Genomic DNA, 16,043 nt, shown 5'->3' with positions numbered 1-16,043 from the left:
CGGAGCCGCCATGCTGCGTTTCATCTTGCGCCGTCTCGCCTACGCGGGCCTGTTGCTGCTGGCCGTGGTGACGCTGAATTTCCTGCTGATCCATATTTCGCCCGGCGATCCCGTCGAGACCATCGCCGGTTCCATGGGCGGCATCAGCGAAGACCTGCGGGCCCAGTTGCGTACGCAGTACGGACTGGACAAGCCTTTTCTGGTGCAGTTGGGCCTGTACCTGGCGCAGGTGCTGCGCGGCGACCTGGGCTATTCCTACTTCTTCAACGTACCCGTCGCCCACCTGATCTGGGATCGCGTGCCCGCCACGCTGCTGCTGGTGGTGACCTCGGTATTCAGCGCCTTCATCGTGGGCACGCTGCTGGGCACACTGGCCGCCAGGAAGCCCAACGGACCGCTGTCGCAAGGCATCACGCTGCTGTCTGTGGTGGGCTATTCGGCGCCGGTGTTCTGGACGGGCATCATTTTGATCATCCTGTTTGCGTCGGTGCTGCCGGTCTTCCCGGTGTCCGACATGCGGTCGGCGGGTGGGCCGCAGGACGGCTGGGCGGGTGTGGTGGACGTGCTGCATCACCTGGCGCTGCCGGCGTTCACGCTGGCGTTCGTCTACCTGGCGCAGTACAGCCGCCTGGCGCGCGCCAGCGTCATGGAAGCGCTGTCCGCCGACTACATCCGCACCGCCCGCGCCAAGGGGTTGCCGGAGCGCTCGGTCCTGTACAAGCACGCTTTGCGCAACGGCGTGCTGCCGGTGGTGACCATGCTGGGCCTGCAGTTCGGCAACGTGCTGGCAGGCGCCATCCTTGTCGAGACGGTCTTCAACTGGCCCGGGCTGGGGCGGCTGGCGTTCGACTCTGTGCTGCGGCGCGACTACCCGACATTGCTGGGCATCCTGCTGTTCGCCTCGCTGCTGGTGGTGGTGATGAATCAGCTAACCGATCTGGCCTACCGCCTGATCGATCCCCGGATCAAGACATCATGAGCCAAGCGCCTTCCGTGATTCCCCTGCCTGCCGTAGCTGCCACGGCGTCGCGCGCGCCGTCGCGGCAATCCTACGAGGCCTTGCGGGTGTTCGTCCGCAATCCGTCGGCTGTTTTTGGGGTGCTGCTGCTGGCCGCCATCCTGGCGGTGACGATCTTCGGTCCGATGCTGATGCAGGCGGACCCGTTCGAGATCGCCAGCGCGCCCATGGAACCGCCCGGCGGCGAGATGCTGCTGGGCACGGACTACCTGGGGCGCGACGTGCTGACCGGCATGGTCTATGGCGGCCGCGCCACCTTGCTGGTCGGCGTGGTGGCCGCGGTGCTGTCGATGGCCATCGGCCTGACGGTCGGCGCGCTGGCCGGCTACTACGGCGGCTGGGTCGACGAGACGCTGATGCGCATCACCGAATTCTTCCAGGTGCTGCCCACCTTGCTCTTTGCGATGGTGCTGGTGACGTTGTTCACCCCATCGCTTGCGACCATCGCGGTGGCGATCGGCGTGGTCAGCTGGACCGGCACCGCGCGGCTGGCGCGGGGCGAGTTCCTGCGCCTGAAACGGCGGGAATACGTGCTGGCCGAACGCGTGATCGGCGCGGGCGACGCGCGCATCATCTGGCGCGTGATCCTGCCCAACGCGCTGGCGCCGCTGATCGTGTCGGCCACGCTGGCCATCGGCACGGCGATCCTGTTCGAAGCGGGCCTGTCGTTCCTGGGGCTGGGCGACCCCAACATCATGAGCTGGGGGCTGATGATCGGCAGCAACCGCCCCTACATCCTGACGGCGTGGTGGGCGGTGACGCTGCCCGGCGCGGCCATCTTCCTGACGGTGCTGGCCGTCAGCCTGATCGGCGACGGACTGAACGACGCATTGAACCCCACGTCGCGGGGGCGCTCATGAACGCGCGCCTGGAAGTTCCCGCCCTGGAAGTCGAGGCCCTCAGCCTGGAGTTCCGCTCGCGTGGCCGCGTGGCGGAGGTATTGAGCCAGGTCAGCTTCGAGCTGCGTGCGGGCGAAACGCTGTGCCTGGTCGGGGAGTCGGGCTGCGGCAAGAGCATGACGGCGCTGGCCATCATGCGGCTGATCCCGGCGCTGGGGCGGATCGGCGCCGGCCGCGTCCGCTTGTCGGGCGCGGACCTGGCGTTGCACGACGACGAGGCCATGCGGCGGGTGCGCGGCAACAAGATCTCGATGATCTTCCAGGAACCCATGACGGCGCTGAATCCCGTGTACACAGTGGGCGACCAGATTGCGGAGCCTTTGCGGCTGCACCAGGGCCTAAGCCGCGCCGACGCCCGCGCGCGCGCCATCGACATGCTGAAGTCGGTGGGCATCCCGGTCCCCGAGCGGCGCGTGGACGACTACCCCCATCAGATGTCCGGCGGCATGCGCCAACGGGTGATGATCGCCATCGCGCTGGCCTGCGATCCCGACGTCCTGATCGCCGACGAACCGACCACGGCGCTGGACGTCACCGTCCAGGCGCAGATCTTCGACCTGTTGCGCGAGCAGCAGGCGCGGCGCGGCACTGCCGTTCTGCTGATCACGCACGACATGGGCGCGGTGTCGGAAATGGCCGATCGCGTCGTCGTGATGTACGGCGGGCGGGTCGTGGAGCAGGGCGGCGTGCGGCAGATCCTGGCGCATCCCCGCCATCCCTACACACAGGGGCTGATCGCCTGCCTGCCCGAACTGGACCGGGAACCCGACGATATCCGGCCGGACCTGCCCGAGATACCGGGCGTGGTGCCCTCGGTGTGGGACCGCGGCGTGGGGTGCCCCTTTCTGGACCGCTGCACCCGGTCGCTGGCGCGTTGCCGCAGTGAATTCCCGCCCTTGGTGCGCGTGGACGAGGGCCAGGACGTGGCCTGTTGGCTCTATCAGGAGGCCGCATGACGCCGCAGCCGCATGTTCCCGCATTGCTGTCCGTCCGGAACCTGGCCGTGCACTTTCCCGTGGGGGGCAAGGGCGCCGACGGCAAGCCAGTCGTGGTCAAGGCGGTGGACGGCGTGTCGTTTGACCTGGCGCGTGGCCGCACGTTGGCGATCGTGGGCGAGTCCGGCTCCGGCAAGACCACCACGGCGCTGTCCGTACTGCGGTTGGCGGACCCAACCGCGGGCTCCATCCATTTCGACGGCACCGACCTGACCGCCCTAGGCGGCGCCTCGTTGCGGCAGATGCGACGCCGGCTGCAGCTGGTGTTCCAGGATCCGTATTCGTCACTGAACCCGCGCCAGCGCGCCGAAGACATTGTGCGGGCGCCGCTGGACTTGATGCGCATCGACCCGCCCGGCGGGCGCGAAGCGCGCGTGGCCAAAATGTTTGAACTGGTGGGTCTGCGGCCCGAACAGCGCCAACTGTTTCCGCACCAGTTTTCCGGTGGGCAACGGCAGCGCCTGAACGTGGCCCGGGCGCTGGCCAGCGCGCCGGACCTGATCGTGTGCGATGAGCCGGTGTCGGCGCTGGACATTGCCATCCGCGCGCAGATTCTGAACCTGCTGCGGCGGATCCAGCGGGAGCAGGGGCAATCTTTCCTGTTCATTTCGCACGACATGGCCGTGGTCGAGCACATCTGCGACGACATCGCGGTGATGTATCTGGGCAAGATCATCGAACAAGCTTCGCGCCGCGCCTTCTTCACGCGCCCGCTGCATCCCTACAGCGTGGCGCTGATGTCGGCGGTACCGACAGTCAAGGGCGGGCGCGAATCGGCCGCGCGCCGCGTGCGGCTGATGGGCGACCCGCCCAGTCCGGTGAACCCCCCGCCGGGTTGCCGGTTTGCCGGCCGTTGCCCGGCCGCGCAGCCGGCCTGTTCGACGCGCGAGCCCGAACTGCGCGAAGTCGTGCCGGGCCACCGCGTTGCCTGCCATTTTGTAGAGGTCCGCGACGGCGCCGTGGTGGCGCCGTTGCAGGGCTGAATCCAACCGTCACAAGGAACCCTCGATGACCCGGCCTGAAGGCAACACGACGATCTACGCCGCCCGCAGCATCCTGACCATGAACCCGGCCCAGCCGCGCGCCACCCACGTCGCGGTGCGGGACGGCCGCATCCTGGGCGTGGGCAGCAGGGAAGACCTGGCGGGATGGGGTCCGGCGGACGTGGACGACCGGTATGCCGGCAAGGTGCTGATGCCCGGCCTGGTGGAAGGGCATTGCCATCTGCCCGAAGGCGGCATGTGGAAATTCGTGTACGTAGGCTTCTATGATCGCCGTGGGCCCGATGGCCGCCTTTGGGAAGGCCTGAAAAGTTTCGACGCGGTGGCCGACCGGCTGCGCGAGGCCGAACGCAGCCTGCCGGCGGGAGAAACCCTGATCGGCTGGGGCTTCGATCCCATCTTCTTCGACGGCCAGCGCATGGGCGTCCAACATCTGGATCGTGTGTCCGCGGCGCGCCCCGTGGTTGTCATGCACGCCAGCATGCACCTGATGAACGTGAACACGCCAATGCTGGCCCGGGCGGGCATCGACCGCGATACCGACATCGAAGGCGTGACGCGGATGGAAGACGGCCAGCCCAGCGGCGAGCTGTGCGAATTTGCGGCCATGTTTCCGGTCATGCGGCTGATTGGCAGCCCGTTCCGCACGGTGGGGCTGTCGGAAGACGGGCTGCGCATGTTTGGCAAGGTGGCGCAATGGGCGGGCGTGACCACCGCCACGGACTTGGTCAACGAACTGGGCGACGAGGGCGTGGCGACCTTGGCGCGCATCACGGCCGAACCCGACTATCCCGTGCGCATCGTGCCCGCCGCCTCGGCGCTGACGTATGCGGGCGACCCCGCGCGCTGCCTGGAAAAACTGGCGGCCGCCAAGCGCTTGAACCACGACAAGCTGCACCTGGGCATGGTCAAGCTGGTGGTGGACGGATCGATCCAGGGCTTCACCGCCCGGGTGCGCTGGCCCGGCTATTACAACGGGGCTCCCAACGGCATTTGGGTCATCGCGCCCGCCGAGCTGGACGCAACCGTGCAGGCCTATCACGATGCCGGCGTGCAACTGCACATCCACACCAACGGCGATGAAGCCACGCAACGCGCGATCGAGGCCGTGGACCTTGCCTTGCGCCGCACGCCGCGCCGGGACCACCGCCACACCCTGCAGCATTGCCAGATGGCCGATGCGGCGCAGTTCCGGAAAATGGCCAGCCTGGGCATGTGCGCCAACCTGTTCGCTAACCATCTCTACTACTGGGGCGACGCCCATTACGCGCTTACCATGGGGCCCGACCGCGCCAACCGCATGGACGCCTGCGCGTCGGCGGCGAGCGCGGGGGTCCCGTTCTCGATCCACTCCGATGCGCCGATCACGCCGCTTGGACCCTTGTTCACCGCCTGGTGCGCGGTCAACCGCCAGACAGCCTCGGGCCGCATTCTGGGCGAGTCCGAGCGGATCAGCGTGGATGCAGCGCTGCATGCCGTCACGCTGGGTGCCGCCTATACCTTGCACATGGACCATCTGGTCGGCTCCATCGAAGTGGGCAAGTACGCCGACTTCTGCGTGCTGGAAGACGATCCCACGACGGTGCCCCCCGACCGGTTGAAGGACGTTGCCGTGCTGGGAACCGTCGTCGGCGGACGGCCGTTGGCGCTGGAAGGCGCCTGAGATGGCCGCCACTGGCGCGGTGCGCATTCCGCTGACGGTCGTCGGCGGCTTTCTGGGCGCGGGCAAGACGACCCTGCTGAACCATGTGCTGAGCACCAGCCGCCGCCGGGCGGCGGTGCTGGTCAATGACTTCGGGCCGATCGATATCGACGCGGGTCTCGTCGCGCAACGTGCGGACGCGGTGATCCGTCTGGCGAACGGCTGCGTGTGCTGTTCGATGGCTGGTGGCCTGGATGATGCGCTGGCGCGTGTGCTGGCGCTGGACCCGCTGCCGGAATGGATCGTCATCGAGGCCAGCGGCGTGTCGGACCCCTCGCGGATTGCGCAGGTGGGCATGTGCGACCCCTTGCTGCAACTGGAAGGCGTTGTGGTGTTGGTGGATGTGGCGAACGTACGGGCGTTGGCCGCCGATCCCTTGCTGAGCGATACCGTGGCGCGGCAGTTGAAGGCGGCCGATCTGCTGGTGCTGAACAAGACAGACCTGGCGACGCCGCAAGCGCTGGCCGAGGTGCAGGGGTGGCTGAAGGACGTGACGCAGGGCGCGGCCATGATTGCCGCGCGGGAAGGGCGCGTCGACTTGCGCTATCTGTCGGGCGAGGCGATGCCGGGCGCGTCTGTCCACGAGTGTGGGCATGCGGGCTGCGACCACGCCGGGCATCGCGGCGCGATGCCTGGGCAGGACCCCGACCATCCCTTCCAAAGCTGGCTCTGGGAAGCGCCCGGTACGCTGAATGCCGACCACTTGGCGGGGCAGTTGCGGCAAATGCCCCGTCAACTGTTGAGGGCCAAGGGATGGGTCCGCACTGACCGGCACGGCCTGGTGCTGGTGCAATGGGCGGGCCGCCGCGTGCGCTACGACACGCAGGCCGCGCCGCCCGATGGATTGGGCGCGACCGGGCTGGTGTTCATCGGCTTGCGCGACGCGATCGATCCGCGGCAAGTGTCCGCGATGCTTGCGCCCGCCACGGCGTCATGACTGGTGCAAGCGATTTCCCTTTTCTGGTTCTAGACCCTGCGGGACCGCTCACTTACCTTGGATCCTGTACGCGGGCGCATGCCGCGCCGGCGTCTATCGGAGGGTTGGCAATGCACAAGACCGTCACCGTGGAAATGCTGGCCGAATTCGCGGCCGCCTGGAACCGCCACGATATCGATGCCTTGATGAGCTTCATGAGCGAGGACTGCGTGTTCGAGACCGTGGGCGGCCCCGAGGCCTGCGGCAGCCGGCACACCGGAACAGACGCGGTCCGCGCCGCGTTCGCCGCGGCGTGGAAGAACTTTCCCGACGCGCAATGGAACAACGGCCGGCATTGGGTGGCAGGCGACCGCGGCGTGTCCGAATGCACGTTCACCGGGACCGCCGCGGACGGCTCGCGGGTGGAGGCCGACATGGTCGATGTCTTCACGTTCCAGGACGGCAAGATCCGCGTGAAGAACGCATTCCGCAAGCAGCGCCCGGCGCTGCCGGCCCGTGCCTGAGGCCCGGCCTGTCAAGCCCCGGACACCCCCCCGGCACTTTCCCGGACACACCCAGGACTCGGATTCGAAGCATGGATACCCAAATGCCCTTCGACACCTCCCGCCCGCCTCGCGCGGCCACCCCAGGGGCCAACGCCTACAACCCGACCTATGACCCCCTGGTGTCGCCGCCCGGCCGGGGGCAGGACTACGCGCCTACGTACTGGGTCGCCAGCGCCGGCGAACCGCCGGAGGACGACGGCCCCATCCAGGGCGACGTCGACGCCGACATGGTGATCGTGGGGTCGGGCTTCACCGGCCTGTCGGCGGCGCTGACCTTGGCGCGCGACTTCGGCGTGCGCGCCGTGGTGCTGGAAGCCAACCGCGTCGTGTGGGGCTGCACCAGCCGCAACGGCGGCCAGGGGCAGAATGCGTCGGGGCGCCTGTACCGGTCGCAGTGGATCGCGCGCTGGGGGCTGGACACCGCCCGCCGCCTGGACGCGGAGATCCGCGAAGGCTTCGAATACTGGAAGAGCCTGGTCGCGCAGGTGGATTGCGATGCGCAGCCGGGCGGGCATCTATACACGGCGCACCGCCAGAAGAAGATGGGCTTTCTGCAGAACGAGGCTCGTGTGATGCGGGAGGTGTTCGGTTACGACGCGAAGATGCTCAGCAAAGCGGAACTGCGCGAGCGTTATGTCGATGACCACGAAGCGGTCGGCGCCATGCACGAGCCCGACGGCGTGGGCGTGCACCCGCTGAAGCTGGCATACGGCTATCTGCGTCAGGCGCGGGCGCTGGGCGTACGCGTGCACCCGTCAAGTCCGGTGCTGGGCTGGCGTGTGGAAAACGGCGTGATCCTGCTGGAGACGCCGGGCGGCGTGGTGCGGGCGCGCCGCGTGGCGTTCGCGACCGGTGGCTATACCGCCCAGGGCGTGAACCCCTTGCTGGACAACCGCATCATGCCGGTGCTGTCGAATTCGCTGGTCACGCGTGTGCTGTCGCCCGCCGAACGCGAGGCGGCGGGATTGAAAAGCACCGTGTTCATCACCGATACGCGCACCTTGCGCTTCTACTACCGCCTGCTGCCGGACGGCCGCATGCAGATCGGCAGCCGTAGCGCCTTGCGCGGCGCCGATGCGCAGCATCCCAGGCATCTGGCGCTGCTGCGCGAAGGCCTGGCGCGCAAGTTCCCGTCGCTGAGGGGCGTGGACGTCGCCTATTCCTGGTGGGGCTGGGTGGACGTCAGTCACGACATGATGCCGCGCGTGACTCAGCCGGACCCCGCGCTGCCGGTGTATTACGCGTTCGGGTATGGCGGCAACGGCGTGGCGTTCTCGGCGCACGCGGGTAGGCGCCTGGCCGAACGGATGATGGGCAAGGACGGGCCCGCCTGGGATCTGCCCATCTACGATTCGCCGTTGCCGGGGCATCTGTTCGCGCCGTTCCGACGGATCGGGCAGGGCTTGCTGTACCGCTGGTACCACCTGCGGGACGAACACCTGTAGCCGGGCATTGCGGCCCGGACTAGGAGGCAGGCCCCGAAGTCAGGCCCCGAAGTCAGCCCCTATGCCGCCGCCCGCATGCGGTAGCGGCGCACTACCTGCGCCAGCTTTTCGATGCCCGGCCCGATATGCTCGGGCCGGATCGACGTAAAGCCCACGCGCAGGTAGTTGCGGGGCGCCTCCGTGCCGTTCATGAAGAACACGTTGCCGGGTTCGACGACGACGCCTTCGGCCAGCGCGGCCTCGGACAATTCGGCGGCGTCCAGCCAGGGCGGCCCGGCCAGCCAGCAGGACGAAGAACCTGTGATGGGAATCGCCTTGAAGTCGGGCAGGTGTCGAGCCAGCGCCTGGGCAAGCTCGGCGCCGCGCTTCTGGTAGGCCTGCGATTGTTTGCGCAGCAGCGAATGGTGATGGCCCAGCGAAATGAACAGCGAGAAGGCGCGCTGGATATAGGCGGATGGGTGGCGCAGCATCAGCCGACGCAATGCCCGCAGTTCGCGGGACAGTTCGCGCGGCGCGACGATGTAGCCGATGCGCAGGCCCGGCGCGAACGACTTGGCCAGGCTGCCGACGTAAATGACGCGGCCGTCGCGGTCCAGGCTTTTCAGCGCCGGAATGGCGCCTTCGCCCCAGCGGCTTTCGCTTTCGAAATCGTCTTCGATAATCATGCTGTCGGCCTGGCGCGCCAGCGCCAGCAGGTTTTCCCGGCGCTCCATCGCCAGCGTGACCGTGGTGGGACATTGATGGCCGGGCGTGACGAAGACGTAGTCGCAGCCCAAGAGGTGCGTGCCCGTGCACAGGCCGCGTTCGTCCACCGGCAGCGGCAGCAGGTTGCGCGTGTGGCTGGCGAAGATGTTGCGGGCGTCGGGGTAGCCGGGGTCTTCCATGCCGACCACGGTGTCGTCGTTGACCAGCAGATCGGCCAGCAGGTAGAGCGCGTGTTGCGCGCCCACGGTGATGACGATTTCCTCGGCGTCGGCCCAGACGCCCCGGCGGGGCAGCACCTGGGTGCGGATCTGTTCGATCAGCGTCGGGTCATCGTGCGTGATGAGGTCCGGCGCCCAGCTGCGGATGTCCAACACGGACAGCGCCTTGATGCAGCACTCGCGCCATTCGGCGGTGGGAAAGAGGTCAGGGTCGAACTGGCCGTACACGAAAGGGTAGGGCTGCTTCTGCCAGTCTTGGGGTTTGGTGATATTGCGTTGCCGCGACGGCCGGAAGCGCAGCCGTTCGTCCCAGCGCACGCGCTGCGGGTCCGGCACGGTATCCGGCGGCGCCGCGTGCGCGGCATCCGCGGCCGAACCGGAATGCCCTTGCATGACGGAATCGCAGACGAAGTGGCCGCTGCGTTCGCGCGACACCAGATACCCTTCGCTGACCAGTTGCTGGTAGGCGAACACGACCGTATTGCGGGCGATGTGCAGTTGATCGGCCAGTTGCCGGCTGGAGGGCACTGGCATGCCGGGCGGCAGATGGCCGCTGAGGATGGCCGACACCAGCATCTGGCGCACGCGCCCCTGCAGGCTGAGGTTGGGTGCGCTTTCCCTTTCGAACAGGCGTTCCCACAACACAGGCTTGAGCATCGAGGCCTGGCTGGACATGACGGCTCCTTGTGACGGCGATGCGGACCCCGCCGCACGCTGCGGGCGGGGTCCGGATCTGTGCCTCAGGATAGAGGAGCGGCCAGGGGGAAGAAATGGGGGATTGCCCTGTTGGAAAACGTCCTAGATGCGTCCCTTCCAGGGGATGGCGAATTTCTCCAGGTAGCGCACCAGCAAGTCGAAGGCGAAGGCGAACACGCCGATCACGATGATGCCCATGATGACGGTGTCGCTGGCCAGGAACTGGGCGGCGTTCAACACCATGAAGCCCAGGCCCCGGTCGGCGGCCACCATTTCGGCTGCGACCAGCGTGGTCCATCCCACCCCGATGCCGATGCGCATGCCCGTGAAGATTTCGGGCATGGCTGCCTTCAGGATCACGTGCCAGACGATCTGCATCCGCGTGCCGCCCATCGCGTAGGCGGCATGGATCTGCTCGATGGACACCGAGCGCACGCCGGCCCGCGCGGCGATTGCCATCGGCGCGAAGATGGCCAGGTAGATCAGCAGGATCTTCGGGAATTCGCCGATGCCGAACCAGATGATGATCAGCGGCAGGTAGGCCAACGGCGGCAGCGGGCGGTAGAACTCGATGGGCGGGTCGAAGATGCCGCGCGCATAGCGGTTTACGCCCATCAGGATGCCCACGGGAATCGCCGTCAGGCAGGCCAGGAAGAACGCGCTGAAGACGCGCGTCAGGCTGGCCAGGGCATGCTCGGCCAGGGTGGAATTGGCAACACCGTCCGTCATGGCCGAGACGAACTTGTCGTAGACCGCAATGGGGGACGGCAGGAACAGCGGCCGCACCCAGCCTGCACTGGTCACCAGGAACCACAGGGCGATCAATGCCAGGCTGGTCAACAGGCTGATGTGCCCGCTGTAGCCCGCGCCCGGGGCGCCGTAGACCATCCCGGGCGTCGCGGGCTTGTGCCCCGACCGGTTCCTAGACATGGACGGCTTCGGGCGAGGCGGCGGCGCGCTCGTCGCCGTAGATGATGCCAAGGACTTCTTCGCGCATGGCGATGAAGTCGGGACTGGATTTGATGCCACGTCCATCGCGAGTCTCCAGGTAGCGCCGGTTGAAGTCCGGCGTGAAGGTGTGCGTGATGCGGCCCGGGCGAGGCGACATGACGATCAGCCGCGAACCCAGGAAGAGCGCCTCTTCCACGCTGTGGGTGATGAAGAAGAACATCTTGCTGGTCTGGCGCCAGATATCCAGCAGCAGTTCTTGGATGGTTTCGCGCGTCAGGGCGTCCAGCGCCGCCATCGGCTCATCCATCAGCAGCATGGCGGGGTCGCAGGTCAGCGCGCGCGCGATGCCCACGCGTTGCTGCATGCCGCCCGACAGCTGATAGATCATGTGGCGATGGAAGTCCTGCAGCCCCACCAGTTCCAGGTTGCGGCGGGCCCGGGCGCGTCGCGTCGCCTTGTCCACGCCCTGCAGCTTCAGGCCGAATTCCGTGTTCTCCAGCACGTTCAGCCAGGGCAGCAGGGCGTGCTTCTGGAAGACGACGCCGCGGTCGGCGCCCGGCCCCACGATGGGGCGGCCCCCCAGCGTGATTTCCCCCTCGGTGGGGGACAGGAACCCGGCCAGCAGGCTGAGCAAGGTGGTCTTGCCGCAGCCCGAGGCGCCCAGCGCGACGACGAATTCGCCGGGCTGGATGGTCAGGTTGACGTTCTGCAGCGCAACCACCGGCCCGCTGTCGTGCAGGCCGGGATAGGTGACGCTGACTTGTTCCGCGCAAAGCCGCTGCGCGGTGGAGGTGGACAGCATGGTCATGCGGGCTCCCCTTATAGCGCGCCGGGCCGTTTATTTGGCTGCGGCCTTCGCGTATTGGTCCGTGACGTGCGGGCTGTAGTCGGTCAAAGCGCGGTCGATCTGCTTCTGGTCCTTCAGGAATGTGGCGCTGGCCGCGAACGCCCGCGCCGCGCCCGACTCCTTGCCGCCGCCCAGCCATTCGTTCGAGGCCTGTTCCTGCGCGGTGGGGAACACCAACAGGCCCAGCGCTTCAACCACGTCGTCGGGCTTGCCGCCGATCAGGCGCACGATGCCCTTGACCTGCGGGGACTCGGCCGTCCACTTGGCGCCGTTGGCGCGGTAGTCGGCGTAGGACTTGGCCAGCACGCCGGTGAAGGCGGCCATGAACTTCGGGTTCTTGGCGGCCCAGGCGCGGTCGACCACGATGCCGTCGAAGGTGGGCACGCTGGCCGCGCCGATCTGCTGGGAATCGGCGATGATCTTGCCGCTCTTGGCGATTTCCGTCAGCGCGGGCGGCCAGACATAGGCGGCATCGATGTCGCCGCGCTGCCAGGCGGCCACGATCTGCGGCGGCTGCATGTTCAGGATGCGCACGTCGCGCGGCGAAATCTTCCACACCTGCTCCAGCCCGACCAGCAGGTGGAAGTGGGAGGTCGATACGAAGGGGGTGGCGACGCGCTTGCCCTTCAGGTCGGCGGTGCTGTTGATGCCGGAACCGTTGCGCGCGACCAGCGCTTCGGACTTGCCGATGTTGTCCAGGACCCAGAACAGCTGCATGTCCACGCCACGGGTGGCAGCCGAGGTGATGCCGGTGGACCCCAGGACGCCGACCGGCACATTGCCGGAGGCTAGCGCCGTGGAGATGTCACCGCCGGACGTGAACTGGCGCCAGTCGACCTGGTAGCCGGCTTCCTTCAATGCGGAATCGAAACTGCCGTCCGCGATGGCGGACAGGAACGGGCCCACGATCAGCTGAAATCCGACCACCAGCTTGGTCTGGGCATAAGCGGGTGCGGCCAGCAGCGCGGCGGCCAGGCCGGCAAGGGTGCAGCGGCGGATGTGGCGGAATATCGCGTTCATGGTGGTCTCCGGAAGGGATCGGCCGCGCCCCGGCGCGGCCGGCTTGCTGGATGCCAGTTTGCCCGGATGGGACCAGAACGCTAGGGCCAGATGCCTGGATCAGTAGGAGCCAAAAGCCGGGAGCCCTAAGCGGCGGGGCCCGCCTGCTGCGCCGGCGCTGCCATGTCTGGCATCGTCGTCGCAGCGGGCGGGCCCGCGATATGCCCCAAAAGAGGGGGGCGTGTCCTGCTATCGGATGAGGCTCAGGAATTCGGCCCGGGTCGACGGGTTGTCGTGGAATTCGCCCAGCATCACGGACGTGACCATGGACGAGTTCTGCTTTTCCACGCCGCGCATCATCATGCACATGTGCTGGGCTTCGATGACGACGCCCACGCCGGCCGCGCCGGTGACGGTCTGGACGGCCTCGGCGATCTGGCGGCTGAGGTTTTCCTGGATCTGCAGGCGGCGGGCATACATCTCGACGATGCGGGCGACCTTGGACAAGCCCAGGACGCGGCCGGCCGGCAGGTAGGCCACGTGCGCCTTGCCGATGAAGGGCAGCATGTGATGCTCGCACAGCGAGTACAGCTCGATGTTCTTGACCAGCACGATTTCGCGGGTGTCGGAGGTGAACAACGCGCCGTTGACGATTTCGTCCAGGTTCTGGCTGTAGCCGCGGCACAGGTGGCGCATGGCCTTGGCCGCGCGGGCGGGCGTATCGGCCAGCCCTTCGCGGGACGGGTCTTCCCCTAGTGCTTCGAGAATGGCGGTGTAGTTCTTTTCCAATGACATGGGGGGACTCCTGGGGCAGCGCGCTCGTCGTGGCGTTGTGTCGTGTGGCGTCGGGACGCCGGAATGCAGGCAAGTCTACCGCAGCCGGGGCGGGGGGGCAGGCGCCCGGGTCGAACCCCGGGGGTCAGACGCCCCGGTTCTCCACGGCGTACTTGATCAGTTCGGCCTGCCCGTCGATGCCCAGTTTGCGCTTGATGTTCAGCCGGTGGGTCTCGACCGTGCGCACGGACAGGCCCAGCGCCAGGGCGATCTGCTTGTTCGCCTGGCCGTCGGCGATGTGGCGCAGCACGTCGCGTTCGCGCTGCGTCAGCAGGGTGGCGGGGGCGCTGGCCTGCGACAGGCGCACGGCGGCGGCCGCGCTGAAATAGGTGCGGCCCGCGACGACGGCGCCGATGGCGGTGACGATTTCTTCGGCGGGCTCGTCCTTCAGCAGATAGCCGCGGGCGCCGGCCTTCACCGCCTGCACCATGTACTCGGGGTTGTCGTGCATGGACAGCACCAGCACCGCGATCTGCGGATAGCGCTCGTGCAGCAGGGCTGTCAGCTCCAGCCCGCCCACGCCGGGCATGTTCAGGTCCATCAGCACCAGATGGGGCAGGGTGTCGCCCTGGGGGTCTTGCGCCAGGCACGCGGCCAGGAAGGCCAGCGCCGCCTGCGCATTGCCGGCTTCGCCCACCACGCGCAGGCGCGGCACGGTTTCCAGGCGCAGGCGCAGGCCGTCGCGCACCAGGGGATGGTCGTCGACCAGCAGGAGTCGGATGGCGTCGGGGATGTCGGTCATGCTTGGGTCGTCGCGGTAGGGGCAGCCGCGCCCGGCAGGGGCAGCCAGGCCTGCAAGGTGGTGCCTTGGGCGGTGGAATGGAAGCTCAGGTTACCGGATAGCGCGCTCATGCGTTCCCGCATATTGCGCAGGCCGATGCCGCGCCGCGGGTCTTGCTGGACCTCGGCGAGGTCAAAGCCGCGGCCGTCGTCGGAAATCGTCAGGCGCAGGTCGTGGGCGCTGTAGGCCAGCGTCATGTCGGCGCGGGTAGCGCCTGCATGGCGCATCACGTTGGTCAGGGCCTCCTGGGTGACGCGGAACAGCGCCGTGGCGTAGGCGTCGGGCAGCTTGACCGGGCGGCCGGTGGTGCGCAGGCGCACGGCCAAGGGCGGCGCCCCGTCCGTGCTGGGAATGGCGAATTCCCGTCCCAGGTGTTCCAGCGCCGCGGGCAGGCCCAGGTCGTCCAACAGCGTGGGGCGCAGGTTGTGCGAGATGCGGCGCACCTCGCCCACGGCGCTGTTCAGGCGGTCCAGCGCGCCGCCCAGCGGGCGGTCGATGTGGGCCAGCGCCTGCGGCTGTTCCGGCAACGATTGCCGCAGCCGTTCCCTTGCGGCTTCCAGCGACAGCTTGATGGACACCAGCACCTGGCTGATGCCGTCGTGCAGTTCGCGCGAGAGCCGGGCGCGTTCGTCTTCCTGCGAGCGCACCAGTTGCTGGGCCATCAGCCGCAGCTTGGCGTCGGATTGCCGGTGATCGCTGATGTTCAGCGCCAGGCCGCAAGCCGCCACCCCCAGGATGGAAACGGCCGCAATGCCCGCCACCCAGGCGAACATGCTGCGGATGTTGGCCTGCGCGGCGGCGTCGATGCGCACCAGGGCCTGTTCCACGTCGTCCAGGTAGATGCCGGTGCCCAGCATCCAGCCCCAGCGGTCCAGCACCACCACGTAGCCCAGCTTTTCCACGGTCTGGTGCGTGGAGGGCTTCTCCCACAGGTAGTGCACCACTTCGCCTTGCTGGCCGCCGCGGCGGGCGGCCGTCAGCAGGTTCTGGATGACGGACTGGCCGCGCGTGTCGCGCAGGTTCCAGAGGTCTTGCCCCACCAGCTCGGGTTGGCGCGGGTGCATCAGGTTCTTGCCGTGCAGGTCGTAGACGAAGAAATAGCCGTCGTGGCCGAACTCCATTTGCGCCAGCAGTTCCAGCGCCCGTTGGCGCGAGGCCTCGTCGTCGCCCGCCGCCTGCAGCGGGGCGACGGCGCTGTAGGCCAGGCTGACGTAATGGCGCAGTTCGCTTTCCTTGCTGGCCAGCCAGGCGCTTTCGACGACCTGCTTTTCGCGCTGGGCCAGCTGCAGGCCCTGCACGTAGACAGCCACGGTAATGGCGGCCACGGCCACCAGCAGGGGGACCGCGGCAAGCAGCAGGATTTTCAGGCGCAGCTTCATATTGTGGGGTTCAACCCGGGTAGCGATTGGTGCGATGCATCACGGCCGGCTCTGTGGGGAAACGACTCGTTCACGTGCAGGATTTTACGGT

15 protein-coding genes are annotated in these 16,043 nt (G+C 67.7%); 8 read left to right on the top strand and 7 right to left on the bottom strand.

All coding sequences use genetic code 11. The features are described 5' to 3' along the window. The first annotated feature begins 10 nt into the window (after positions 1–10). The 8 genes from AC3WMU_RS08700 (at position 11) to AC3WMU_RS08665 (ending at position 8,542) form a co-directional block, all read left to right on the top strand. Positions 11–979 carry an ABC transporter permease gene (locus AC3WMU_RS08700; RefSeq protein WP_006223354.1) on the top strand — a complete coding sequence of 323 codons (969 nt, stop codon included), beginning with the start codon at positions 11–13 and terminating at the stop codon, positions 977–979. After that, a complete protein-coding gene (locus AC3WMU_RS08695; protein ID WP_088588284.1) occupies positions 976–1,878 on the top strand; it encodes an ABC transporter permease in 903 nt (300 codons plus the stop codon). Before AC3WMU_RS08700 ends, AC3WMU_RS08695 begins: the two co-directional genes overlap by 4 nt. Then, positions 1,875–2,873 (top strand): ABC transporter ATP-binding protein, encoded by a 999-nt coding sequence (locus tag AC3WMU_RS08690; protein ID WP_006223352.1) that lies wholly within the window; start codon positions 1,875–1,877, stop codon positions 2,871–2,873. The genes AC3WMU_RS08695 and AC3WMU_RS08690 overlap by 4 nt, the downstream gene beginning before the upstream one ends. Next, a complete protein-coding gene (locus AC3WMU_RS08685; protein WP_006223351.1) occupies positions 2,870–3,895 on the top strand; it encodes an ABC transporter ATP-binding protein in 1,026 nt (341 codons plus the stop codon). The genes AC3WMU_RS08690 and AC3WMU_RS08685 overlap by 4 nt, the downstream gene beginning before the upstream one ends. Positions 3,896–3,920: 25 nt before the next feature. Beyond that, positions 3,921–5,576, top strand: coding sequence for an amidohydrolase (locus AC3WMU_RS08680; protein WP_492282190.1), 1,656 nt, complete (start codon positions 3,921–3,923; stop codon positions 5,574–5,576). Position 5,577: 1 nt separating this feature from the next. After that, complete coding sequence (locus AC3WMU_RS08675) at positions 5,578–6,552, top strand: CobW family GTP-binding protein (RefSeq protein WP_492282189.1); 975 nt, start codon at positions 5,578–5,580, stop codon at positions 6,550–6,552. Positions 6,553–6,662: 110 nt separating this feature from the next. Further along, a complete protein-coding gene (locus AC3WMU_RS08670) occupies positions 6,663–7,055 on the top strand; it encodes a nuclear transport factor 2 family protein (RefSeq protein WP_006223348.1) in 393 nt (130 codons plus the stop codon). Between the two features lie 71 nt (positions 7,056–7,126). Next, positions 7,127–8,542: an NAD(P)/FAD-dependent oxidoreductase gene (locus AC3WMU_RS08665; protein ID WP_006223347.1), complete on the top strand. Its 1,416-nt coding sequence runs from the start codon at positions 7,127–7,129 to the stop codon at positions 8,540–8,542. A 59-nt stretch (positions 8,543–8,601) separates the two neighbouring features. Here AC3WMU_RS08665 and pdxR read toward each other — a convergent pair whose 3' ends face one another. The 7 genes from pdxR to AC3WMU_RS08630 all read right to left on the bottom strand — a co-directional run bounded on the left by pdxR (position 8,602) and on the right by AC3WMU_RS08630 (position 15,952). Next, positions 8,602–10,140 carry a MocR-like pyridoxine biosynthesis transcription factor PdxR gene (gene pdxR, locus AC3WMU_RS08660; RefSeq protein ID WP_006223346.1) on the bottom strand — a complete coding sequence of 513 codons (1,539 nt, stop codon included), beginning with the start codon at positions 10,138–10,140 and terminating at the stop codon, positions 8,602–8,604. A gap of 123 nt (positions 10,141–10,263) precedes the next feature. Continuing rightward, positions 10,264–11,091, bottom strand: a complete 828-nt coding sequence (locus tag AC3WMU_RS08655) for an ABC transporter permease subunit (protein WP_035212592.1) — start codon at positions 11,089–11,091, stop codon at positions 10,264–10,266. After that, a complete protein-coding gene (locus tag AC3WMU_RS08650) occupies positions 11,084–11,920 on the bottom strand; it encodes a taurine ABC transporter ATP-binding protein (protein ID WP_492282188.1) in 837 nt (278 codons plus the stop codon). The genes AC3WMU_RS08655 and AC3WMU_RS08650 overlap by 8 nt, the downstream gene beginning before the upstream one ends. 30 nt (positions 11,921–11,950) lie before the next feature. After that, on the bottom strand, positions 11,951–12,979 hold the full coding sequence (tauA, locus tag AC3WMU_RS08645; RefSeq protein WP_492282187.1) for a taurine ABC transporter substrate-binding protein: 1,029 nt from the start codon (positions 12,977–12,979) through the stop codon (positions 11,951–11,953). Positions 12,980–13,207: 228 nt separating this feature from the next. After that, positions 13,208–13,753: a GTP cyclohydrolase I FolE gene (folE, locus tag AC3WMU_RS08640; RefSeq protein ID WP_006223342.1), complete on the bottom strand. Its 546-nt coding sequence runs from the start codon at positions 13,751–13,753 to the stop codon at positions 13,208–13,210. A 124-nt stretch (positions 13,754–13,877) separates the two neighbouring features. After that, a complete protein-coding gene (locus AC3WMU_RS08635; RefSeq protein ID WP_492282186.1) occupies positions 13,878–14,534 on the bottom strand; it encodes a response regulator in 657 nt (218 codons plus the stop codon). Next, entirely contained in the window at positions 14,531–15,952 is a 1,422-nt protein-coding gene (locus AC3WMU_RS08630) for a cache domain-containing protein (protein ID WP_492282185.1), read from the bottom strand. Before AC3WMU_RS08630 ends, AC3WMU_RS08635 begins: the two co-directional genes overlap by 4 nt. Positions 15,953–16,043 lie beyond the last annotated feature (91 nt).

Source organism: Achromobacter sp. FW305-C-13 (genome assembly GCF_058783475.1).
Note: the sequence above shows the minus strand (reverse complement) of the source record. Positions and strands in the feature narration are given on the sequence as shown.

What these genes read in the sequence shown, in the direction of transcription:
- AC3WMU_RS08630 (WP_492282185.1), bottom strand. Translation starts at nt 15,952, where the DNA reads ATGAAGCTGCGCCTGAAAATCCTGCTGCTTGCCGCGGTCCCCCTGCTG.
- AC3WMU_RS08670 (WP_006223348.1), top strand. Translation starts at nt 6,663, where the DNA reads ATGCACAAGACCGTCACCGTGGAAATGCTGGCCGAATTCGCGGCCGCC.
- AC3WMU_RS08650 (WP_492282188.1), bottom strand. Translation starts at nt 11,920, where the DNA reads ATGACCATGCTGTCCACCTCCACCGCGCAGCGGCTTTGCGCGGAACAA.
- AC3WMU_RS08700 (WP_006223354.1), top strand. Translation starts at nt 11, where the DNA reads ATGCTGCGTTTCATCTTGCGCCGTCTCGCCTACGCGGGCCTGTTGCTG.
- AC3WMU_RS08690 (WP_006223352.1), top strand. Translation starts at nt 1,875, where the DNA reads ATGAACGCGCGCCTGGAAGTTCCCGCCCTGGAAGTCGAGGCCCTCAGC.
- AC3WMU_RS08655 (WP_035212592.1), bottom strand. Translation starts at nt 11,091, where the DNA reads ATGTCTAGGAACCGGTCGGGGCACAAGCCCGCGACGCCCGGGATGGTC.
- tauA (WP_492282187.1), bottom strand. Translation starts at nt 12,979, where the DNA reads ATGAACGCGATATTCCGCCACATCCGCCGCTGCACCCTTGCCGGCCTG.
- AC3WMU_RS08685 (WP_006223351.1), top strand. Translation starts at nt 2,870, where the DNA reads ATGACGCCGCAGCCGCATGTTCCCGCATTGCTGTCCGTCCGGAACCTG.
- AC3WMU_RS08695 (WP_088588284.1), top strand. Translation starts at nt 976, where the DNA reads ATGAGCCAAGCGCCTTCCGTGATTCCCCTGCCTGCCGTAGCTGCCACG.
- AC3WMU_RS08635 (WP_492282186.1), bottom strand. Translation starts at nt 14,534, where the DNA reads ATGACCGACATCCCCGACGCCATCCGACTCCTGCTGGTCGACGACCAT.
- AC3WMU_RS08680 (WP_492282190.1), top strand. Translation starts at nt 3,921, where the DNA reads ATGACCCGGCCTGAAGGCAACACGACGATCTACGCCGCCCGCAGCATC.
- AC3WMU_RS08675 (WP_492282189.1), top strand. Translation starts at nt 5,578, where the DNA reads ATGGCCGCCACTGGCGCGGTGCGCATTCCGCTGACGGTCGTCGGCGGC.
- AC3WMU_RS08665 (WP_006223347.1), top strand. Translation starts at nt 7,127, where the DNA reads ATGGATACCCAAATGCCCTTCGACACCTCCCGCCCGCCTCGCGCGGCC.
- folE (WP_006223342.1), bottom strand. Translation starts at nt 13,753, where the DNA reads ATGTCATTGGAAAAGAACTACACCGCCATTCTCGAAGCACTAGGGGAA.
- pdxR (WP_006223346.1), bottom strand. Translation starts at nt 10,140, where the DNA reads ATGTCCAGCCAGGCCTCGATGCTCAAGCCTGTGTTGTGGGAACGCCTG.